Below are 17705 nucleotides of genomic sequence, written 5' to 3' on the forward strand. Positions count from 1 at the left end.
TAACTACTGTCTGTTGTCAATGTAGGTTTTTAAGTCTCTGTACTTTTTTACCCGCTGAGCCACAGGGTAAGCCCAAAGTTTATCCATATATTTTTTTGCAAGACGATATTTTCCGTTTGCGGCGTAACTCATTGCCCGCTGGTAAAGTTGCTCGTAATCTACCGAAACAACTGCAACCGCCGTAGCACCGCGTCTTCGGTTAATCGTATCTTTTAGGTTTTGAGCCTGGGAATTTCGGTTATAAATCGACAGTGCCTGATCAAGAAGGCTTACCGCCCGATTAAGCTGAGCCTGATTTCCGTTAGCCGAGTTATAAATGCTCAATGCCTGCTGATAAAGCTGCTGCGAACGGTCGCGAGCCGAATTGTCCACAGGCTTACTCCTGATTCCAAGCTCGATTTCAAGGTCGTAAATCGATTTTTGCAAACCGGCATAATTCGGATTTATCGCGTACAAGTTCTGCAATTCGGCAAGCTTAGCACTGCGCGAAGGAATTGCATTTGCCGCCCGAACTTTGTCCCCAAAACTGCGTTCGAATTTTTCCGGGTCGGTAAGCTGCTCGATTTTTAGCGAAAGAATACCGGCTTCTTCGTTAAGCGGATAAATCTGCTTTAACGCATTGATTTTTAAAACCGCCTGCTCAAGAATCAAAAGAGCCTCGTCGCGTTTTCCTTGCGCAATAAGTTTTTTACCTTCTTCGTAATACTGATTTGCAAGCGTCAGAAGCTGGGACATGTCCGAGTAAAGCGGGTCAGAAACAGAAAGCTGCCGACCAGTTTTCGCGGTAAGAGCCGTGTTCACCAAATCAAGCATATCCTCAATTTCGCGGTTAGGCTCGCTCTGCGTCTTTCCCCAAAGATTTTGCGCGCGGACCAGGGAATTTTTTGCAAGAGAAAAATTTCCATCATAATATTTATCCTGAGCATCGTTCATAAGCGAACGAACCTGCCGCAAGATTTCATCGTTCCATTCACTCATAATTCTCTCGCTCAACGAAGCAAGCATTTCGTCGCTGGACTTTTTAAGTTCATCCGAATACTGAATGTCGAGAGAACTCGTGTAACTTGCCTGCGCGCTTTGCAAAAAGTCGTCAGCCTGCTCAAATTCCTTGTTTTTCAGAGCCGCCAGAGCGCTCTCGTAATAACGACGGCCCTCGTTTTCGCTGTTCTTTGCAAGCACAATCTGAGCGTTTGCAGTTGAAATCAAAGATTTTAGCCGACTTTCAACGCCTGCAATTTTTTTTATGTTCTCGTCAAGTTTGTCGCTGCCCAAAGCGTATTCAGGAATTTCTCCGCGGTAATTCTCGCCGTAAGCAAGCGTGTTTTTCCAACTGCGCAAAGTCGTCTGCTGGGAGGAAATTTCTTGAAGAATCGATTCAGCGGACTCTTTCGCTTCTTGCGGATATTTTTTGACAATCTCAACAGCATCGTTTTCTTCTTCCTCAGTTTCAGAATCTTTTTCTGCGTTCGCGCCAGATTCTTTTGCCGAGTCAGAACCGTTTAAAAGTCTTTCTGTCTCAGAATATTTTTTTTCAAATTTTTCGTAAACTTCATCAGATTTTATTCCAAACCCCTGGGCAAGACCGCCCCAAAGTCCCTGGGAATTTTTTCTCGCAACCTCGTCGGCGATTTCGTTCACAGAAGCGTAATAATCAATCAAATTTCTAAAATCAAGAACTGAATCCTTGGCGGCAAGACCTTCCAAAGCTTCGTCATTTTTGTGGTCCGCCAAAAAATACGAGTCTTCCCGATTTTTTTCTTTTAAAATAAATTCCTCGTTTTTTGCGTTCTCAAGAATTTTTTCGTAACGCTGAGCCATAACAATATGCTCGTCAATGCTCGAAGGATTCGATTCAATCTCCGAAACTGCCCAAGAATCTTTTGAATCGTATTTTTTAAGTGATGAATCCGCAAGTTTCTTCGCGTTTGAAACTGCATTCCCCAGAGTTTCAGCAAACTTGACGGCAAAATCAAGGGACTCACCGTAATTTTTCGTTTTGCCATTTTGAGTCGAATGGTCTTCTTTTTCGAGAAGCCCGTAAAGCGCATGAACGTCCTTTCCGAACGGAGCAATTTTTACTTTTTCGATCACATCCGCCTTTTCGTTTTCAAAAGCCTTGTCATCGCTGTCAAAAATATTATCAATAGAATTCTTCTGAGGATATGATGATAAATTATTGCGCACCACCTCATATATTCCGTCTTTCATGGATTCGACCATTTTGCAAAAACCAGTGTCCATTGCACCAATGATTCCAAGTTCAGGAGAGTTTTTGCTTCCGACTACAAATCCCAGCGCAAACGTAATATAGTTCGAACCGTGCAGCTCCGGATTCCGTTCGTTTGCCTTTTCGCCAAGGGAGCGGAGTTTTCTAACATCATCAATTAAGGAATTTCTGAGAGTCGCGTAATCCAAAAACGATTCCTTTACATTCTGCAGTGCAAGACTGACTTCATCAAAATCACTCGTTTCAAGGGCTTCCATAAAACGTTCGTAGTCCGCACGAGCATTTCTTAAAAGCCTTTCGTAAGATTCAAGAAGCCCGTCCATTTCATCAAGAGTTTCGTCCACCGGAATCGTAATGTCATCGGCATAGGTGACCGGAATTTCTTGGTCACCCGCAAAGAATTTGTCCGTGTCGTTTCGTTTTTTTCTCGTTCCCTCTGCGAATCGTTCAACAGCCTCAACGTACTTTTCATCGTCAACGAGTTTTTTACCATCGTTCATAATTATGTTGTAAATATTGATGTAATACGCGTCCGCAACAGTTCGGCGAGCTTTGTTCGTAAATTCAACAGCTTCTTCACTCTGATGCTTTTCAGATTTCTCAAGCTCCGCAATGATTTCCATTTTTTCAATGTCAGTCTGCATTTCGTCTTCGCTGTCAACGACCATCGTATCAACAAGATTCTTAGCCTTTTTGTTAAATTCACGTCTGGCTTTTAAAATAATCTCGACCCGTTTCTGCGCCCTGTCAAAATCTCCGGGATGCACAGCCATATATCCAGAAAGTTCACGCAAAGCCTGATTGTATTCTTTAGCCTCGATTAGAGCGTCAATTTCCCGCAAGGACATGACTCGCCCGTCGCTTTGAGAAGAAATTTTCAAAGCGCAAAAAAAGAGAATCAACAAAGCCAACAGAATTTTCTTAAATCTCATTCTGGAAGTCACAAATAGAATACATCAAACAAAGGACTTTAGGACAACTGCATTATAAAATTACAGCAAACCTTCATACCATAAAAATTTTCCAACAGAGTCCTTCCCCTCGATTATCGGCGTTTTATGCACTCGCGTTAAGGAAGAATAAAGAATGACTAATTATGAATTGTGAATGATGAATGATGAATCTTTTTGGTGCAAGTTGATAAAGAATTCGTAATGCAAAAAAAATATTGTTTACCACTTAACAAATTCAGACCGATAATTTAAATTCTAATTAGAATGAAAAAATCGATTTTATTTTCCGCAATCATTTTTTTCTCATTCAGCGCCGCTCAACTTTTTTCGCTTGACCTTACAAGCCTTGAGGACGAGCTTAGCGACGTTTTTTCGTCCTTTACCGACGACAACGAAGGCTTAACCACCTTCCGCTCGCTCAACATTCCAGCAGGAGGCAGGGCTGAAAGCCTAGGAAGCGCATGCACAGCCCTCGCGGACGACATCACTTTTTTTGACTACAACGCAGCCGCAAGTTCCGTGCTTTTAGAATCCGAAGCCGCAGCCTTCCATAACTCATGGATAGCCGATTCCGCAATGGAAACGCTCGCCATAACGTCACGAAACGGACACTTTGGCTACGGAGCGCAACTAAAATGCTTTTACGTGCCATTCACGGAATACAACCTTTTTGGCGAAAAAGTCGCCGGAAGCTACTACAGCGAAACCTCGCTAACACTGAACCAATCCTACAACTTTCTTGCAGGATACGATTTTAAGGGAATCGCAATCGGCGTGAACGAACGACTTTCATTCCGAAATATGCCGGACTACGCAAATGACCAGACCGACGAAATAATCTCAGGCTCAGGCCTTGAACAATCTGCCCTAGCCTTTATGATTGATGCAGGTCTTCTTTTAAGATTCAACCTAGGAAAATTCTACAGCGACAGAGAACCCAACTTAAAGTTCGGAATCTCGCTCAACAATATCGGAGCGGGAATCACAGGATTCGGAAATTCACTCACCTTGGACGATGCCTTGCCCACAAGAGTCAGCGTGGGATTTTCATACAAGCCAGCAAGCCCGATTTTGCTCAGCGCGGAATTCAGGCAGCCTGTAAACCTTCAAGACTTCTCTTCCAGCGGAAAATGGTCCGCTTGCACAGGCCTCGAAATCAGCATAACAAAATTCTTTGCCTTCGAAAGCGGATTCTTGCTGCAGGGAGGAAATCCGAGAATCAGCCTTGGAAGTGAATTTGAAGTCAAAAAAATCCAGATGAACGTAAATTACACTTTTGACTTAACTTCATCCGTAAATCCAGTGAATCACATAAGCTTTTCCGCAAAAATAAAATTCGGCGACAAGGGAAGAAAAAAACTTCAAGACGAAGTTGATAGCTACTACACACAAGGCTTATTTTTGTATTCTGAGGGAAAATTGGAAGAATCTATTGAATATTTTAACAAAGCCCTTTCCATAGACAAAAGATTTGACCCGGCAAAGAAAGCCCTTGAAGCTGCGCAAAACTTTTTGGACGCAAGGAATGCCCTAGACGAAATTCAGAACTACGGTGCGGTTTACAAATAAAACTCTAAACAGAACAAAGATTCCGTATCAACTATGCTGCGTGGGGTTCAGAATGACGGTTAATTATTATTCGTTGACTAGTACGGGGATTCCAAAATAAGTTCGGATTGATAGCAAATCAAGATTATTGAAAATTCCCGCGCTTAACGCGGGAATCTATATCAAAGTAACTAAAAGAGAGCCTCTAAAAACTTAGCGTTTCTTAGAGAAAATCCTAAAATTCATCCATGGGAAAAGCACATGCTTCTTTTCAAGCTTGGTAAGCCACTCTGTGCTTACTGTATTTGAACCAAGAGCATCAAAAACAATCATGAACGACTTTATGCTTTCCTTAAAGCGCTCAGCCGCATACTCAGGGAAAACGCCCCTGTGAATCATCATTGCCCACTCACAGCTCTGAGCGAGCATGAGTTCCTTTGCACCAAGATTCAAAAGCCTGATTTTAAGCCCTGTATCCGTAGGGAACCTGTCAGACAAATCTATCATTCGCTCGCTCATCTTTCTTGTGTATCGGAGCATCCAGTTGTTCGTGCTGTCGAGCAAATCTTCACCGTAAGCACCGCCGAATGCCGCAGAAGGATACGGAGACACCTTTTCAAGGGAATAGCGGTCGCCCAAAAGTGAGCCACAACCGGTCAATTCGATTTTGTCATCACCAGAAATCGCCCCTCTGATTACGTTTTCAAGCCAATCGATTCCTTCCACCCATTCGCGGCCAAGAACCTCAGCGTCAACAGTGCAAACAAGCGAAACATTCTCGTTTAGAATCTCATGCGCTTTTGCAAGTTTTTCTTTCTTTGACTTTACGAATTTTTCAGCGTCTGCTTTTACCTGCGCCATAGCCGCGTCAGCATCATAAATCGCACAAGAATCATCTTTTTTTGCCCAATAACAGAATCCGGTAGGAATACGAGCGGCACCCTCGGCAATAAAATCGGTCAACTCGTTGGCAGAAAGTTCAAAACCAATATCTTTTTTTCCGTCAAGATAAACCGGATTTCTCATAAATCCGTTTTCGCCAATAATATCTTCCGGAGTCTCTGCGTCCTGCGTAAAAAGAACCAACGAAGAAGTGCCCTCAAAGCGAACCGGCGCAAAAATTCCCTTTTTAGGAACTGGCTTTCCAAGGAAAAATCCGTTTGAATCAATAATCGTGTAGCCTAATCCGTATGCCGCAAGAACTTCCTCAATTCCCTTTGCGTATCCCATAAACGGAAGCCAAAATCCGTCCGGCGCCGTGCCAAAAAATCTTCGGTGGGAATAAAGTCCGGCCTCAACCTGAGCGTTAAGAACTTCCCGCATATCACAGTAATGAGGCAAGAACGTATAAGTTCCGCAAGTCGCCAAAAGTTCAAGGAATCCTTTTTGGGCAAAATCTGAAAATTCTTTTAAAAGATTCTGATTGTATTTTTCTGTAAAATCTTCCTTGTTTTTTTTAGCTTTTAAAAGGCAATTTTTTACGTTTTTTAAAAGTTCAGGATTGTCTGCACAACGAACAAGCTCTTTTTCGCCAAGAGAAATTTTTCTATCAAGCCATTCGATATACTGCTGCTGCACGATTGGATCCGCAAGTAGCTCGCACAATGTCGGAGAAAGAACAAGCGATATTCTAAAAGAAAGTTTTTCTGATTCAAGCCGATGAAGCATATCAAGAAGAGGAAGATAGGTCTGTGAAATTGAACTAAAAAGAATGTCATTTTCAAGACCATAGGCATTCTCATCCTCTATGTGTCTGATATATCCCTGATGTCCAATAACCAAAAAAGCCAAATTTTTATCAGCCATGTTTCATCTCCGTTTTACTGCCGTTTTTTTATAATTTATATTTAAATGATTTTAGGGCAGCCCTAAAAATAAAAATCAAATTGATTGCAATTTTTAAAGTTGAATCCAACTTTAGCGCATCACCTTAAACACTAACTTTCAGGTTAAAAAGAGAGTCTGTAAGTTTCATAGTGTTTTTTTAGGTAGTTCCTTAATTCCAGAAAGCTCCAAAATAGGAGGGACGTCAAGGTCGCGTCCCGGCAATGCCATCGAAAGCATTTCCGGGATTTCTGGGAGTTCGACTTTTCGAGAAACTGCAAGGTTGTCCGTAGTTTTGTCAGAAAAAACCGCAACAATATCCATTCGAACAAACTTTTTAAGAGAGCTATTTTTTTTATCAGAAAGCATTGACGTTGAAAGAAGAACGTACTGCTCTCTGTCTTCGTTATCAATTTTTATGTCAAACGATTCAACAGGCATCAAAGCTTCTTCCGATTCAAAATATGAAACCCTCAAAAGAAGATGCTTGAATTTTTCAGAACCTAAAATATCATGTCTGTCGGTCTCTTTTATATCCCAATAAACAAATGCCCACGCAGGATTTCTGAGAACGACGGAGATTCGGCTTTCGTTATACGACTTTGGCAGTTCTATATTTTCTTCCGTCACAGAAGAATCAGCTTCAATCATCTCGTTTTCTGCAGAAGAACCTTCTTCGTCCATTTTAAGTTCCTCAGCAACTTCAAGAAGCTCACCAATAATAAAACGGCGGTTCAAGTCATCCGGTATATCAATTCCATAATCATCTGCAAGCGAAATTAAATCGGCAGAAGAAAGGGTCTCTAAATAGGATCTAGATAAAAATTTTGTTTCCATAAATATTTCTCTGATAATCTTCGGCAATTTTTTATGAAATAATCAATTTAAAAAATTGATAAGTTTTGAAATCCAACTGCATGGATTTTTAACATAAATTTAAAAAAAGGAAAGAAGGAACCGCAGAAGTTTACTTTTGGAGTTTTAGTTAGTTTTTGCGGTTCCCACGAGTTTTTCAGAGAAAAACTCGTGCTTTGGCGGGAAAACTTGCAAGGGTTCACAAAATGCGGCGGCAAGGAGAGCCTCATTTTGTAAGTCAACCTTATTTTTTGCTCCCGCAAAAAATCTTTGTATACGGGTTAGTTTTTGCTCTTCCAAGAATTTTCACGGAAAAACTCGTGCTTTGGCGGGAAAACTTGCAGGAAAGATTATCTAAAAAACTTGCGTCATGCTGAACGAGTTTCAGCATCTGCTTTTGTACTATTAAAAAGATTCCGAAACGCGTTCGGAATGACAAACTTTCAAGTACAAGAAAGACGGTCATGCTGAATTTATTTCAGATATTTACACCAGCGGACAGATAATGCATTTCTCCGACACAAAATTAATTCCAAGAGGCCCGATTTTTTCAAGTTTTTCAAAAGCGCCGAATTTTTCGTTGGTGTTTAGGTATTCTGCATAGGCCATAAGCTCGCCTACGTTGCCTTCTGAAACACAAATCCATTTTTCATCGCACATAAGAATCTGCCGATTGATTGAACCGAACCTGTAATCAAGATAAATTCGGTAGATGTGATTTTCCATCTGCTTTTCTGCAATCACCCGAAGAAGCGGATTTTTTTCTTTTATTAGTTCAGCGTCAGTTTTTTCACCGAGAGCGTCAATTCCGTTTGACCGGGCTGTTTTTGCATACGAGTCAAGTTCTGCGGGAAGTTTTTCATAAGAATAGAGAGTCCATCCGTTGATTTTAAACGAAGCCACTCCATTTTTCGGCTTTTCCTGTGTCATAATTTCCGCATGAGAGCTAGCCGATTTCTTTACCTGCTTATCAAAAACTTCCTGTATTGCATCAATATCTATTGCCATAAAGTCCGCCAAAGTTTTTAGGAAACCATTACAGTTTTATTTTCCCAACAAGCCTAACGCAAAAAAGAGACTGACGAAACACAACTTGCACTTCGACAGTCTCAAACACAATCAATCGAGTTCATGGAATTCCATTAACCAAATGACTTCTCTGATTATACTACAACAGAATTTTAAAAATCACCACTATTTTTTAACAAAAACGATAAATGATTAAAATTCGCCAGTATAACCAGTTGCTTTGATTGCAGATTTTGCTTTGATGCCGAGCGAGCATCCAGAAAACGCTTTGCTTTCAATAATGCCCATCATCAATGCATTAGGATAGCTATATTTTGCACCTGCAGGAACCACTACTTCTGAAAGATTACTGTTTCCGCTGAAAGCATCTGCAACAATTTCTTTTATGGATTTTGCAAGAGTCACTTTTGCAAGTTTTGGCGATTTCCATCTGCATACATTCACGCAGCCCTCTTCAAATTTCAGCTCCGTAATGCTGTCAGATTTTACATAAGAATAACCGTTTGATTGCTGAACCCTACAGTCAAAAATCCAGTTTTTTCTTACTGTCAATGTTTCAATTCCGTTGATTTTTATGTTTGCGTCATAAAAAGTCGTGCTTTGAGGGAAATAAACTTTTCTGCCCGCCTGCGGAAGACCGCCGTTTATTACAGCATGTCCTTTTACATCAGTATATTTTGGATCAGAATAAGGCCTTACACCAAAATAAAGAGGCCTTGTTGTTGTTCCTGTAAACTGAGTTGTCGTACTCTCATCTAAGTTGCAATTTACAATTTCGTATGTTTCAGGAATTATTACAGCTTTGATACTGCCACCAATAGACAGATCATAAACATTTCCAAAATCATCTACTTTTCCGCAGATTGCAATAACTTTCAAACCTTCAATTTCCTTTGGAAATTCAATTTCTGTAATGCCGTCTTCCGCAAGTTTATCATCATAAACATCAGTAATGCAGATATAATCACCTTTAAGTCCGGTCGTGTTCAAAATTGCTTTGCCGGCCAAATCGTATTTAAAATACTTTTCAGGCGTTGCCGCAAAACAAGTAAAAGCCATAGCCAGCATCGCGCCGACTGTCAAAATAATCTTTTTCATTTAAAATGTCCTCCGCGTTTTTCGTCCGCCGACTTTTTTTTGAAAGATTCTATCATTCAGGATTTTTTCTGTAGTCAGTAAAAACTCACTTTAAACTTGTGAGTTTTCTCTATAGATTTCTACCAGGCGATTAAATACAATAAAACTATGATTGACGTAATCAGTGTTGACGACCATGAAATGATTAGTTTTGGACTGGAGAAAGTTTTTTCTGAAACTGACGATATTCGAATTGCGACTTCCTGCAAGAGCAAGGCTGAACTTGAAAAAGTTTTTGAAAATCCGGGCAGTTTTGAAGCAGAAAACCTTGTCTGCATGATTGATATAAAACTTGAAAGCGACAGCGGCTTTGACGCGGCAGATTTTCTTGTGGCGCGTGGCGTAAAGTGCCTCATGTATTCTTCGTATTCAAACGCGGGCTTTATCGTAAAAACAATGGAACACAAAATCAAAGGCTTTCTTTCTAAAAATGCCGACAAATCAGAAATCTTGGACGCGATTCGTGCCGTTTCCCGCGGCGAAACCTACATTCAAAAAGATTTGATTCCCGACATGATGTCTGTAAGCGGCATTCTTGTAACGCTCACCAAAAAGGAACGGGAACTTCTGGATTTGATTGCCGAACATCTTCCAAACGAGGTAATCGCCGAACGTATGAATCTTTCAAAACGCAGCGTTGAAAACTACGTTTCGCGCATTTTTGACAAATTCAATGTAAAAAACCGCTATGAACTCAGCCAGCTTTTGTAAAACGGAATCCGGTGCGCAACCAAAAACACGCCCCAGGCGGCAAACGTGCAGATGAATCGGTCTGCAATGTTCACAGGAATGCGAACTGCCATCAAAAGAATCAACCTTGAATGAATGCTGTTCTGCCACAAGAATGCAAGAAAGTCAGTCTGGCTGCTCGCTTCATTGTACGCTTCTATAAAACTCAAAATGTAGCTTATAATTCCGCCGGAAATGCTCATTACAAAACAGAGTACGAGGCTCAAAACTATCAGCTTTACAAAAATCGCAAGGCTCGTATCAGTTTTTTTTATGAAGTAGCGGTAATAATAACCGGCCGTAAGAGCCGCAAGAAAATGACAAAGCATGAACAAATGCCCAAGTTCCAGCGTCCAGTTCAATAAAAAATCAATCAGATGATAGAAAAAACCCGCAAGAACTCCCCACCACGGTCCCGCAAAAAAACTCAAAGCCATTATAAAAATCGTGTCACAAAAAAGAGGCAGATGATTCACCCATGCCACAAAGTCACAAATAATGTAATCTAAAAACCCGCACAGGATGCTTAAAACAAAAAAAATAGCACTCTTCCGATTTGCTAAATCAAATTGGAAACTCATTCTGTGAATATACCACATTTATAGAATAATGTGTTATCTTTTTAGAGATGAAAAAATTTTCGACATTTCTTTTATTTGCAGCACTCACTTTTTCCGGATTCTGCCATACGGCTCAAAAACAGACAGAAAAAATTCTGCCAGAAGAACTCACTCAGAAATGGCAGGAATGCGAATCGGCAGCAGAGAGTGATTTTGAGTCACGTTTTGAAGACTTTTACGAGGAAGTAAAAAAGGCTGAGCCAACCGATACTGTAGTTTATTATTTTCCAGAGGCAAAAGAAATTTATCAAAATATTCGTTCTGGAATTGATGAACGAGACCGTCAAAAAATTTCAGAAAACGTTCACCGCTGGGAAATCTTGCAAAAGAATCTTGTAAAATTTCAGCTCGAACAGTTTTATTATTCCTACAGACTCTTGCTGTTTGTAATCATTTTTACAGTCAGCACGTCTCTCGTGTTTTTTATTCTGTATCTTTTTACGTCAAAAAGCCGCAAAGAAAGCAGGGCATTCGCCACGCAGATGATAAAAACTCAGGAATCGGAACGCGAACGAATTTCAAATGAGCTTCACGATACGGTTTGCCAGGATTTACGAGTGCTGCAATTTCGTCTAGAAGATGAAGAATCAATTACGATTTGCAAAAAAATTGCGAGCGACGTGCGAAATACTTGTTACGCCCTCACCCCTTCCGATTTGAACGAGGGAATTTTTGAAGCGTTGATTTCTCTGTGCGCACTTTTAAAAAAGCAAAGCGGCATAAAAATTATCCTGAGTATTCAGGAAGAACTTAAAAATGACAGAACTTTTAAAACTTTCGCAAAGGACAAGAATCTGAATCTCTACCGCATTGTGCAGGAAATTCTTACGAATGCAATAAAGCACGCCGAGGCAGAAAGCATAACGGTGCTAATAAGAACTTTTGATGAAAAAAACTTTAAAATTATTGTTTCTGATGACGGAAAAGGATTTGATTTAAAATCCGCCCTAAAAAAGAAAAATCATTTTGGATTAAAAAACATTATAACCCGTGTTGAAAACATCCAAGGCGAAATCTCTTTTAATTCCGAAAAAGACGAAGGAACGCAAGTAACAATAATCGTGCCGTTTTAATGGAAAGCGGAAAATTGAAAAGTGGGCTGTTATTTTTTGACACAGATGAACGATGATAAACACAGATGGGACACAGATAAATTGAAACGTCCGGTGGTTGAGCGTAGTCGAAGCACGGTGGTTGAGTAGCGAAGCGTATCGAAACCACAACCACGTAATCTCATGGAAAACTGAAAGATGAAAATTGAGAACAAATTCCCCACTAAAAGTTGCGGGCGTTGCGCGAGCAACAAAAACTGCTTTAACGAAGCACAAAGTAACTGCTGTCGCTCCACGGTTTCGACACGGCTAAAACACCGGCATTTCAAGAATCGCCTATACCGTGCCGATATAAAAATTACGCAACCATAGGAACTTTTTCGAGTTCCGACAAAGTTGGCGGTTGGTCTTTCTGGCTCCAGTGGCGTTTCCGTATGGAGATTGCCATATCCTACAGGCTGGGAGGGCGTGCGGTGAAACGAATCTTTATGATTTCAGTGATAATCGCAGTGCTTTTAGTGCTCGGTTATCCTGCTTGGTAACCCCGCCTCTTCGCACTCAAAAAAGCGAAAGAGCATAAAAAACCGCCTAGTCTGATCCACTAAGCGGTTGTACCCGTAAGGGTAAATCCTAATTAGTATGAAGACCAACCGTAACTTTGGTTGCCTTTCTTCTTATATCCTAGTCCACTATTACCTAATTGTCAACGCACGAGCACAGAAACGGAAAACTTGCTGGTTTTGACACAGATGAGCGAAAGATGAAAATTGAGAACAAATCATCCCGCCAAAAGTTGCGAGCGGTGCGCGAGCAACAAGACCATACTCACAAAACACGGCTCTCCTTGCCGCCGCGTTTTGTGAACTACTGAAAGCCCATACACCAAAGCGCGAGTTTTGCTTGTCAAAACTTGCGGGAAACGCACAAATTGACTTGTATTTGCAAATTGAATTTCTGGCGTTTCCACTGACACAGATAAACAGAGATGGACACGGATGTGACACAGATAAATTAAAAATGCACGGTGGTTGAGCGGAGTCGAAGCACGGTGAGTAGTGCGACGATTAAAATTATCCATAAAAAAAGGCACCTCAAATTGAAGTGCCTTTTTGTTTTTATTATCGTTCCGGCATTAGAAGTGCCGCTATAAGATAAGCCACTACACCTGAGCCACCGCACAATGTAAACACAAGCCAAATTATACGCACGACTGTGGGATCCACATCAAAATACTCTGCAAATCCAGCACAAACACCGCATAATTTTTTATTCTGTGACTTATAAAGCCGTTTTGAACTCATTTTGGCTTACCTCATAAAAACTAGAATGAGCCAGCAACTGCAACAGCGCAAGCAACAGTACAACCAACCATTGGGTTGTTACCCATTCCCATGAAGCCCATCATCTCAACGTGTGCTGGAACTGATGAGCTACCAGCGAACTGAGCGTCTGAGTGCATGCGTCCGAGAGTATCTGTGAAGCCGTATGAAGCTGGACCTGCAGCCATGTTATCTGGGTGAAGAGTGCGTCCTGTACCGCCACCTGAAGCTACAGAGAAGTATTTCTTACCAGCGAGCAAGCGCTCTTTCTTGTAAGTTCCTGCAACTGGGTGCTGGAAGCGAGTTGGGTTTGTAGAGTTTCCAGTGATAGAAACATCAACATCCTCGTGCCACATGATTGCAACACCTTCGCGAACGTCGTCAGCACCGTAGCACTTAACGATAAGGCGGTCTGGGTTGTTTCCGTATGGAACTTCTTTTACAACTGTAAGAGCTTTGTCTGTTCCGTTTCCGTTGAAGTAGTCGAATTTAGTCTGAACGTATGTGAATCCGTTGATTCGGCTGATAATCTGAGCAGCGTCTTTTCCAAGACCGTTCAAGATAACGCGGAGCTTGTTCTTGCGAACTTTGTTAGCGTTAGCTGCGATTTTGATAGCACCTTCAGCAGCTGCGAATGACTCGTGACCAGCCAAGAATGCGAAGCACTGTGTCTCTTCGCTCAAGAGGCGAGCGCCGAGGTTTCCGTGTCCGAGACCAACTTTGCGGTCATCAGCTACAGAACCTGGCAAACAGAATGCCTGAAGTCCCTTACCGATGTTAGCAGCTGCTGCTGAACCAGTTTTGTCTCCAGTCTTCTCTGCTTCTTTAATAGCAATTGCAGAACCGAGAACATAAGCCCATTTAGCGTCCTCAAAACAAATCTGCTGTGTAGACTGACAAATTTCATAAGGATTAAATCCACGTGCTTTACAAAGCTCAAGAGCTTCGTTCAATCCTTTTTCACCTTCAGAGAAACCATACTCTTTGAGAGCTTTGTTAACCTGAGGGATTCTTCCTTCATAATCTTCAAATAAAGCCATAGTATTCTCCTGTTAAGTTACTCTTTGCGTGGGTCAATGAATTTTACAACACCCTGATCCTCTGTAACGCGACCATAGTGTGTTCTAGCCTTCTCGATTGCCTCTTTAGGATCTACGCCAGCTTTAAGAGCATCCATAAGTTTACCGAAGTTGATACACTTGTATCCAACAATCTGATTGTCTTTGTCCAATGCAATCTGCTCAACGTATCCCTCTGTCATTTCGAGGTAGCGAGGACCAGTCTTGCGTGTTGCGAACATTGTTCCAACCTGTGAGCGGAGGTTCTTTCCGAGGTCTTCGAGAGAAGCACCAACTTTAAGACCGTCTTTTGAATAAGCAGACTGTGTGCGTCCGTAAACAATCTGGAGGAAAAGCTCGCGCATTGCAGTGTTGATAGCATCACAAACAAGGTCTGTGTTCAATGCTTCAATAAGAGTTTTTCCGATGAGGATTTCAGATGCCATAGCAGCTGAGTGAGTCATACCAGAACATCCGATTGTCTCAACGAGAGCTTCTTCGATTACACCATTCTTTACGTTCAAAGAAAGTTTGCAGGCTCCCTGCTGTGGTGCACACCAACCAATACCGTGTGTAAAACCAGAAATATCTTCAATCTTTTTTGCCTGGATCCACTCACCTTCTTCTGGAATTGGAGCTGGACCGTGATAAGCGCCCTTTGCTAGTGGACACATGTGTTCCACTTCTGCAGTGTACTTCATAGGATTCTCCTAAAAATTGTAATGTGAATGGAAAACGTGTCAGAAGGGAAATTGCAGAATTATCTGCCAGCAAACCTGCTAGAACTCATTAGCCATAATTAGTCATTTCCTTTTAGAAATCGTTTTACCAATTCTCGATAACTAAAGATTATAGCTTTTATCGAAATTTTTCAATCAAAATTGACACGAGAACAAATAAGTAATACACTAACTTTTGTTAGCAAATACTAACTAAAATCATTAGCCATAATTTTCATTTTTCTTTGGAGGTTTTACAAAATGTTGAATAAAATTGCAATCAGCAATGTAATCGGTCGCGAAATCATTGACTCGCGCGGAAATCCTACTGTTGAAGTAGACGTAATTCTTGAAAACGGCGTTCTTGGCCGTGCCGCAGTTCCTTCGGGAGCCAGCACAGGCGAAAACGAGGCTCTTGAGCTTCGCGACGGTGACAAATCCCGCTACGGCGGAAAGGGCGTTCTTAAAGCCGTTGAAAATGTAAACAAAATCATCGCACCAGCCCTCAAAGGCGAGAACGTTTTTGAGCAGCGCGCAATCGATATGAAAATGCTCGCCCTCGACGGAACTCCGACAAAATCAAAACTGGGCGCAAACGCAATTCTTGGTGTTTCTTTGGCAACAGCTCAGGCAGCCGCAAAAGCACTGAACATTCCTCTCTACCGCTACATCGGCGGCGCAAACGCACATGTTCTTCCTGTTCCGATGATGAACATCATCAACGGCGGTGCTCACTCAGACGCTCCGATTGCGTTCCAGGAATTCATGATTCGCCCGGTCGGTGCAAAATCAGAAAAAGAAGCAATCAGAATGGGAGCAGAAGTTTTCCATGCACTCGCAAAATTGCTCAAAGGCCGCGGACTTTCAACTGCCGTTGGCGATGAAGGCGGATTCGCTCCAAAATTCGACGGAATCAATGACGCTCTCGATTCAATCGTTCAGGCAATCAAAGACGCAGGCTACAAACCTGGCGAAGACGTAAAAATCGCAATGGACTGTGCCGCTTCTGAGTTCTCTGTCGAAAAAGACGGAAAATTCTTCTACAACTACAAAGAGCTTTCAAACGGAACTCCAAAAGACCCGAACGGAAAGTGCCTCTCTGACGACGAGCAGATTGCTTACCTTGAAGAGCTGATTACAAAATACCCAATCGATTCAATCGAAGACGGACTTGACGAAAACGACTGGGAAGGCTGGAAAAAGCTCACAGAGCGAATCGGCGGAAGATGCCAACTCGTTGGCGACGATCTTTTTGTAACAAATGTTAAATTCCTCGAAAAAGGAATCAAAATGGGAGCCGGAAACGCAATTCTCATCAAGGTAAATCAGATTGGCTCGCTCACAGAGACTCTTGAAGCAATCGAAATGGCACACCGCCACGGCTACACAACAGTCACAAGCCACCGTTCAGGCGAAACCGAGGACACAACAATTGCCGACATCGCAGTTGCGACAAACTCAGGCCAGATTAAGACAGGTTCAATGAGCCGCACAGACCGTATGGCAAAATACAACCAGCTTATCCGCATCGAGGAAGAGCTTGGAGACACAGCTGTATACGGCTACAAAAAATTGAAGTAAAGAAAAACAAGCGGATGCCCAGAAAGTTCATTGCATACGATTTTCAGACTTTTTGGGCATCATTCTTTTCATTTATCATCTTAAAAATTTGATTTTGTCCCTTCCACCCATTTTCTTTTATTTTCCGCATTAACTTTGCAAATTGCTCTCTGTTGGATTTTAGAATTGCAAAATGGTAAGTAATTTGAGCCTCCGGGTCTAAAATCGGAATCCGAACATGATTTGCAATATCAATTGTAAGAAGGTCAGACTCAAAACTTATCAAATTCGAGGCATGAACAACTTTATCAAAAGATTCAACGTTTGACTGATACAAAAGCTGAGAATCGGGAAGTTTTTGCGCAAGCAGGTCGTTCCAGTGCCCTTTTAACGGAAAGGGAATAACCGCGTCTCCGTTTATGTCACTAAAAAAAATCCCGTCTTTTTTTGACGCCAAAAAATGCTTTTCAGGAATCATAGCGAACAATTTTTCGCTCATTACAGGAATCTGAATAATATCATCGTTTTTTTGGGATTCTGAAAAAAGCGCCATGTGATAAATTCCTTGCGAAAGTTTTGTCAAAATTTCATTTTCATCATCAACAATTGTTTCACATTCAATCCCTGAAAAACATTCACAAACCAAATCGCGCAGCTGAAAAAGAATGTCGCAGGGTGCACAAGAAGCAATAATCATTTTTGTGTGAATTTTATAAAACTGCTGGATTTTTTCTAGCATAAGTTCAGCTTGGTTCAGAAGTTCTTTTGACAATTCAACGGCATGGATTCCTGTTTCGGTAAGGGAAACTTTATTTTTTGAGCGGGCAAAAAGCGGAGTTTTTAATTCATACTCAAGATTTTGCAAAGAACGGCTCAAAGCGGGCTGCGTTATATTAAGTTTTTCAGCGGCTTTTGAAATCGTTCCGCAATCAGCAACGGTTACAAGTTGTTTTATCTGGTGTAATTCAAACATAAACTTCCCCTTGAGCAATCATGCGTTTTTATTATAGCACAGTATGCAAAAAAGTTATACTCCGATTAAAAATTGGCATTGTACTTATTTTTTCGAGCTGAA

The 17705-nt window shown here is 41.5% G+C and carries 14 protein-coding genes; 4 read left to right on the top strand and 10 right to left on the bottom strand.

Features of this window, described 5'->3' with window-relative positions; genetic code table 11:
* Positions 1-3 precede the first annotated feature (3 nt).
* Positions 4-3159, bottom strand: coding sequence for a hypothetical protein (locus JI65_RS03440; protein ID WP_191013982.1), 3156 nt, complete (start codon positions 3157-3159; stop codon positions 4-6).
* Positions 3160-3444: 285 nt separating this feature from the next.
* Between JI65_RS03440 and JI65_RS03445 the strand changes: the two genes are divergently transcribed.
* On the top strand, positions 3445-4749 hold the full coding sequence (locus JI65_RS03445) for a UPF0164 family protein (RefSeq protein WP_191013983.1): 1305 nt from the start codon (positions 3445-3447) through the stop codon (positions 4747-4749).
* A gap of 192 nt (positions 4750-4941) precedes the next feature.
* On the opposite strand, the gene JI65_RS03450 is transcribed toward JI65_RS03445, so the two are convergent.
* The 4 genes from JI65_RS03450 to JI65_RS03465 form a co-directional block, all read right to left on the bottom strand.
* Positions 4942-6534 (bottom strand): 1,4-alpha-glucan branching protein domain-containing protein, encoded by a 1593-nt coding sequence (locus JI65_RS03450; RefSeq protein WP_191013984.1) that lies wholly within the window; start codon positions 6532-6534, stop codon positions 4942-4944.
* A 165-nt stretch (positions 6535-6699) separates the two neighbouring features.
* A complete protein-coding gene (locus JI65_RS03455; protein WP_191013985.1) occupies positions 6700-7389 on the bottom strand; it encodes a DUF4912 domain-containing protein in 690 nt (229 codons plus the stop codon).
* 504 nt (positions 7390-7893) lie between these two features.
* Positions 7894-8415, bottom strand: coding sequence for a hypothetical protein (locus JI65_RS03460; protein WP_191013986.1), 522 nt, complete (start codon positions 8413-8415; stop codon positions 7894-7896).
* A 213-nt stretch (positions 8416-8628) separates the two neighbouring features.
* Positions 8629-9534: a leucine-rich repeat domain-containing protein gene (locus JI65_RS03465; protein WP_191013987.1), complete on the bottom strand. Its 906-nt coding sequence runs from the start codon at positions 9532-9534 to the stop codon at positions 8629-8631.
* A 147-nt stretch (positions 9535-9681) separates the two neighbouring features.
* On the opposite strand from JI65_RS03465, the gene JI65_RS03470 reads away from it, so the two are divergent.
* The gene (locus JI65_RS03470; protein ID WP_191013988.1) at positions 9682-10284 is read left to right on the top strand and encodes a response regulator transcription factor; all 603 of its coding nucleotides are present in this window, start codon (positions 9682-9684) and stop codon (positions 10282-10284) included.
* Here the strand turns inward: JI65_RS03470 and JI65_RS03475 are convergent.
* Positions 10260-10901: an ECF transporter S component gene (locus JI65_RS03475; protein ID WP_340138426.1), complete on the bottom strand. Its 642-nt coding sequence runs from the start codon at positions 10899-10901 to the stop codon at positions 10260-10262. The genes JI65_RS03470 and JI65_RS03475 overlap by 25 nt on opposite strands.
* A 29-nt stretch (positions 10902-10930) precedes the next feature.
* On the opposite strand from JI65_RS03475, the gene JI65_RS03480 reads away from it, so the two are divergent.
* A complete protein-coding gene (locus JI65_RS03480) occupies positions 10931-11995 on the top strand; it encodes a sensor histidine kinase (protein WP_191013990.1) in 1065 nt (354 codons plus the stop codon).
* Positions 11996-13092: 1097 nt separating this feature from the next.
* On the opposite strand, the gene JI65_RS03485 is transcribed toward JI65_RS03480, so the two are convergent.
* The 3 genes from JI65_RS03485 to JI65_RS03495 are packed head-to-tail and all read right to left on the bottom strand — an operon-like array spanning position 13093 to position 15052.
* Positions 13093-13275 carry a PspC domain-containing protein gene (locus JI65_RS03485; RefSeq protein ID WP_191013991.1) on the bottom strand — a complete coding sequence of 61 codons (183 nt, stop codon included), beginning with the start codon at positions 13273-13275 and terminating at the stop codon, positions 13093-13095.
* A gap of 20 nt (positions 13276-13295) precedes the next feature.
* Complete coding sequence (locus tag JI65_RS03490) at positions 13296-14333, bottom strand: GGGtGRT protein (protein WP_191013992.1); 1038 nt, start codon at positions 14331-14333, stop codon at positions 13296-13298.
* Positions 14334-14350: 17 nt separating this feature from the next.
* On the bottom strand, positions 14351-15052 hold the full coding sequence (locus JI65_RS03495) for an iron-sulfur cluster assembly scaffold protein (protein ID WP_191013993.1): 702 nt from the start codon (positions 15050-15052) through the stop codon (positions 14351-14353).
* A gap of 279 nt (positions 15053-15331) precedes the next feature.
* Here JI65_RS03495 and eno point away from each other — a divergent pair, with 279 nt between their 5' ends.
* On the top strand, positions 15332-16651 hold the full coding sequence (gene eno / locus JI65_RS03500) for a phosphopyruvate hydratase (protein WP_191013994.1): 1320 nt from the start codon (positions 15332-15334) through the stop codon (positions 16649-16651).
* 43 nt (positions 16652-16694) lie between these two features.
* Here eno and JI65_RS03505 read toward each other — a convergent pair whose 3' ends face one another.
* Positions 16695-17603, bottom strand: a complete 909-nt coding sequence (locus JI65_RS03505; protein ID WP_191013995.1) for a LysR family transcriptional regulator — start codon at positions 17601-17603, stop codon at positions 16695-16697.
* Positions 17604-17705: the final 102 nt, after the last annotated feature.

Source organism: Treponema zioleckii (assembly GCF_014737315.1).
Classification (GTDB): domain Bacteria; phylum Spirochaetota; class Spirochaetia; order Treponematales; family Treponemataceae; genus Treponema_D; species Treponema_D zioleckii.

What these genes read in the sequence shown, in the direction of transcription:
- JI65_RS03440 (WP_191013982.1), bottom strand. Translation starts at nt 3,159, where the DNA reads ATGAGATTTAAGAAAATTCTGTTGGCTTTGTTGATTCTCTTTTTTTGC.
- JI65_RS03445 (WP_191013983.1), top strand. Translation starts at nt 3,445, where the DNA reads ATGAAAAAATCGATTTTATTTTCCGCAATCATTTTTTTCTCATTCAGC.
- JI65_RS03450 (WP_191013984.1), bottom strand. Translation starts at nt 6,534, where the DNA reads ATGGCTGATAAAAATTTGGCTTTTTTGGTTATTGGACATCAGGGATAT.
- JI65_RS03455 (WP_191013985.1), bottom strand. Translation starts at nt 7,389, where the DNA reads ATGGAAACAAAATTTTTATCTAGATCCTATTTAGAGACCCTTTCTTCT.
- JI65_RS03460 (WP_191013986.1), bottom strand. Translation starts at nt 8,415, where the DNA reads ATGGCAATAGATATTGATGCAATACAGGAAGTTTTTGATAAGCAGGTA.
- JI65_RS03465 (WP_191013987.1), bottom strand. Translation starts at nt 9,534, where the DNA reads ATGAAAAAGATTATTTTGACAGTCGGCGCGATGCTGGCTATGGCTTTT.
- JI65_RS03470 (WP_191013988.1), top strand. Translation starts at nt 9,682, where the DNA reads ATGATTGACGTAATCAGTGTTGACGACCATGAAATGATTAGTTTTGGA.
- JI65_RS03475 (WP_340138426.1), bottom strand. Translation starts at nt 10,901, where the DNA reads ATGTGGTATATTCACAGAATGAGTTTCCAATTTGATTTAGCAAATCGG.
- JI65_RS03480 (WP_191013990.1), top strand. Translation starts at nt 10,931, where the DNA reads ATGAAAAAATTTTCGACATTTCTTTTATTTGCAGCACTCACTTTTTCC.
- JI65_RS03485 (WP_191013991.1), bottom strand. Translation starts at nt 13,275, where the DNA reads ATGAGTTCAAAACGGCTTTATAAGTCACAGAATAAAAAATTATGCGGT.
- JI65_RS03490 (WP_191013992.1), bottom strand. Translation starts at nt 14,333, where the DNA reads ATGGCTTTATTTGAAGATTATGAAGGAAGAATCCCTCAGGTTAACAAA.
- JI65_RS03495 (WP_191013993.1), bottom strand. Translation starts at nt 15,052, where the DNA reads ATGAAGTACACTGCAGAAGTGGAACACATGTGTCCACTAGCAAAGGGC.
- eno (WP_191013994.1), top strand. Translation starts at nt 15,332, where the DNA reads ATGTTGAATAAAATTGCAATCAGCAATGTAATCGGTCGCGAAATCATT.
- JI65_RS03505 (WP_191013995.1), bottom strand. Translation starts at nt 17,603, where the DNA reads ATGTTTGAATTACACCAGATAAAACAACTTGTAACCGTTGCTGATTGC.